The 3,168-nt window shown below is 75.1% G+C and carries 2 protein-coding genes and 1 pseudogene; 2 read left to right on the forward strand and 1 reads right to left on the reverse strand.

All coding sequences use genetic code 11. From position 1 onward, the window contains the following. A partial coding sequence (locus ABD308_RS36135) for an HAD family hydrolase (protein WP_344344408.1) occupies positions 1–792 on the reverse strand: 792 nt, incomplete at its 3' end. 749 nt (positions 793–1,541) lie between these two features. Here ABD308_RS36135 and ABD308_RS36140 point away from each other — a divergent pair. Together ABD308_RS36140 and ABD308_RS36145 are read left to right on the forward strand one after the other, a co-directional pair. Continuing rightward, positions 1,542–1,976, forward strand: a pseudogene (locus tag ABD308_RS36140) (universal stress protein); the annotation flags it as partial. Positions 1,977–2,102: 126 nt separating this feature from the next. Then, on the forward strand, positions 2,103–3,168 hold a 1,066-nt coding region (locus ABD308_RS36145; RefSeq protein WP_425554945.1), incomplete at its 3' end, for a hypothetical protein.

Raw genomic sequence — 3,168 nt, forward strand, 5'->3', positions numbered from 1 at the left:
CACCGCCGGGGCGGCCGCCGCCCGGAGCGCGGCGAACCCGCGCTCGCGGGCGCGCGCGCCACCCGCCGCGCGCGCGACCGCGACACCGCCGACGAATCCCGCCAGCGTCTCCGGGCAGGACGCCGGCGCACCGCGAGCGGCCAGCACCTGTCCGACGGCCTCCGGCAGACCGGCCGCCTTGAGCGTCGGCCGGTAGGCGGGCTCGGCCCACGGGCGGCCGTGGTGCAGCCAGACGCTCCGCAGCCCCGCCAGCTCGGCGCCGGCGATGTCCGCGGGGGCGTGGTCGCCGATCATCCAGGTGTGCGTGGCCCAGTCCCCGGTGGGCCGGATGCCGCACCGCTGCGCGGCGATCTCGAAGATCAGCGGGTCCGGCTTGACGCAGTCGGCCTCCTCGGAGATCACCCAGCCGTCGACCATCGGCCCGAGGCCGGTGCGCCGGATCTTCTCCAGCTGGGGACCGGTGTTGCCGTTGCTGACGATGCCGAGCGTCCACCCGGCGGCGCGCGCCGCCCGCAGCGCGTCGATGTTGCGGGCCGGGCAGTGGATGTAGGAGTTGATGCCGTGCCGGTAGTGGGTGAGCAGCCGGTCGAGCGACTCGTCGAGGCCGTAGCGGCGACGGGCGGCGGACAGTACGGTGCTGCGCGGTACGTAGCCGCCGCCGTCGATGGTGACGAGCCAGGCGACGTCGCCGGGCGGCAGCGCCCGTTCGGTCAGAAAGTCCTGAGCCCAGGCCCGGAATGCGGCGTCCCTGGGGAGCAGCGTGTTGTCGAGGTCGAGCAGGAGCAGGGGCATGCCGAGCATGGTGCCAGCGGCCGCGCCTATGCACCTGGCAAATGCCAGACGGCGTCCCGAACCGGTGCCCCTTGGCTGAAACGGGCGCCGCACCGGTGTCACACCCGCCGCCCACGGCCCGCCGCACCCCTCGTTTCACTACCCGGTGACCGACCGCAACGGATCGTCATCGATCCATGACAGTCCGGTTACGGTGTCCCCGGCGCCTGTTGCGCCGCCCGGCCCGCTCAGTCAAGCTCCAGAGAACCTCCTTCGCCGGAGGGGCGCCCCGCGCCCGCCCGGGGGCGCATCGCGTCCGGCGCGCGCATCCCTCGTTCGCGGGAAGAACGCGCCCCCGAGGCCGCGCGGCTGGGCTGCGTGTCCGGCCCGTCGTACTCTGAAAGGAACAGGTCACCCACGGTGGTGCTCGGCACAGACCGACGTCTTCCCGTCTGCGGGCCTGCCGCCCGGGCAGCGTTGTCCTCTCCTGTCGGCCCACCTCCTTCGAAGAGCCTTGTGCCATGGCTGGTTCTGAGTCCTCCCGACCGGTGGAACCGGGCGCGGACGCCCGGGGCGGTGGCTTCACCCGCCCCCTTCGCCACCTCGCGCGCCGGGGACGCCCCGGATCGGGCTCCCGCCAGCGGCGGGACCGGCGGTCCGATGCCCCGGAGCCCCCGGTGACGGGCCGGCCGGGACCGGGTGCCGAGCGCCCGAGCACCTCCGGCCCGCCCGGCGTGACGGGCGAGCCGGCGGTCCGCGAGGCGCCCGCCAAGGCCTGTGACCCCGCCTTCCAGCACGGCGTGGTGGTGGGCTTCGACGGCTCGCTGTCCAGTGAGCGAGCCCTCGCCTACGCGGTGGGCATGGCCCGCCGCTCCCAGTGCGGACTGGTGATCGTGCACGTCGCCAACCGCCTGCCCGCCACCGTCTGGGCGGGCTGCGAACCGCCGGTCTTCGTCGATCTCCCCGACCACCGCACCGAGGTGCTCGGCCTGGAGCTCGCCTGCGCGGACTTCCTCGCCGGGGTGCCCTGGATCCTGGTCGAACGGGGCGGCGACATCTGTCACGAGATCGAGGAGGTCGGCCGCGAGTTCGCCGCCGACGCGATCGTGGTCGGCACGACGCACGGCCTGCTCGGCAAGATCTTCGGTTCGGTCTCCGGCCGTCTCGCCCGCCGGGCCAACCGCCCGGTGATCGTGATCCCCTGACGGCTGGTCCGGTATCCGGCCCCGCGCCGGTGTGGGCCATCCGTGTCATCCACGCCGACGGCGCGCGGCGCCGCCCCGCTCCGCCGTGCGGGTGCGGCGAAGAATGACACGGTGATCGTTGGGTCAGTGTCGCCGCCGAGTCGTTCCCCGCTCCGTCCGTCCCGCCGTGTCGCCGCTCGCCTGACCCTCCTCCTCGCCGTCCTTCCTTCTCTTCTCCTCATCCCCGCCCCGGCCGGGCTGGCCGACGCCCCCCGGGCCCCGGCCGTCCACCCGGCGGGCGGTGAGGCCAGGGGGGCGGTCCGGCTGGAGGTCCGCACCAACGGTGCGACCGGTGTCGACGTCCGGGTCCGCGCCGATGAACAGCTGCTCCGCGTCTACCGGTTGACGAACCTGGCCGAGTACCCGCTCACCGTCACGACCGTCACGGACGCCCAGGTCTCCGGGGCGGCGGTGGTCTGCGGAAACGGACAGCCCTTCGCCCTGCCACCGCTGGGCGTGGTCGAGTGCTCGACCACCCTGCCGGCCCGGAGCGGGCGGCAGCGGACCGGGGTCCGGGCCGAGGCCACCGCCCCGAAGGGCCTGCCGAAGGCCGTCGCGACCGCGGAGGCCGGCTATCAGGGGCTGGTCGCCGGGATCACCCTGACCCGGGTCGGCGTCCCGACCGGCTCCGGAGTGGTGGCCCGCGCCGACCGGGCCGCACGGCGAAACCTGATCTCCACTCAATCCTTCGGTGGTGTCGCTCCTTTCCTCGATGGACGGGCGGCGTCCGGTCGACGGGCGCTGCCGATGGTGGTTGGCGGCGACGTCCGGCTGCGGTACCGGGTGGACGCCGTCGGAGACTCGCCGATCAGCGCGGTCACCGTGGTGGACCACCTCCCCGGGGTGGGGCCGGTCAGTTGCACAGGACAGTCCGCTGACGGACTGCTGGAACTCGGCCGTCCGCTGGACTGCACCGCCTCCGGAGAGGCCGTGCCCGGCCGGCACACCGCCGTGGCGAGGGCCGAAGGCCTGGCGGTCGACGGCGCGGTCGGCCAGGACGGCCGCCCGCTGGCGCCCCGGCCGGTCGCATCCGAGGCCCCCGGCGACTACGAGGGCGAGGGTCCTGCCCCTGCCCCTGCCCCTGCCCCTGCCCCTGCCGGCGCGGCCGGCGGAGCGGCCAACCCCGCCGGCGCACCGCCGGGCGCCGTCCCGG

Origin of the sequence: Kitasatospora putterlickiae, assembly GCF_039527695.1 — a bacterium.
In the GTDB taxonomy this organism is placed as follows: domain Bacteria; phylum Actinomycetota; class Actinomycetes; order Streptomycetales; family Streptomycetaceae; genus Kitasatospora; species Kitasatospora putterlickiae.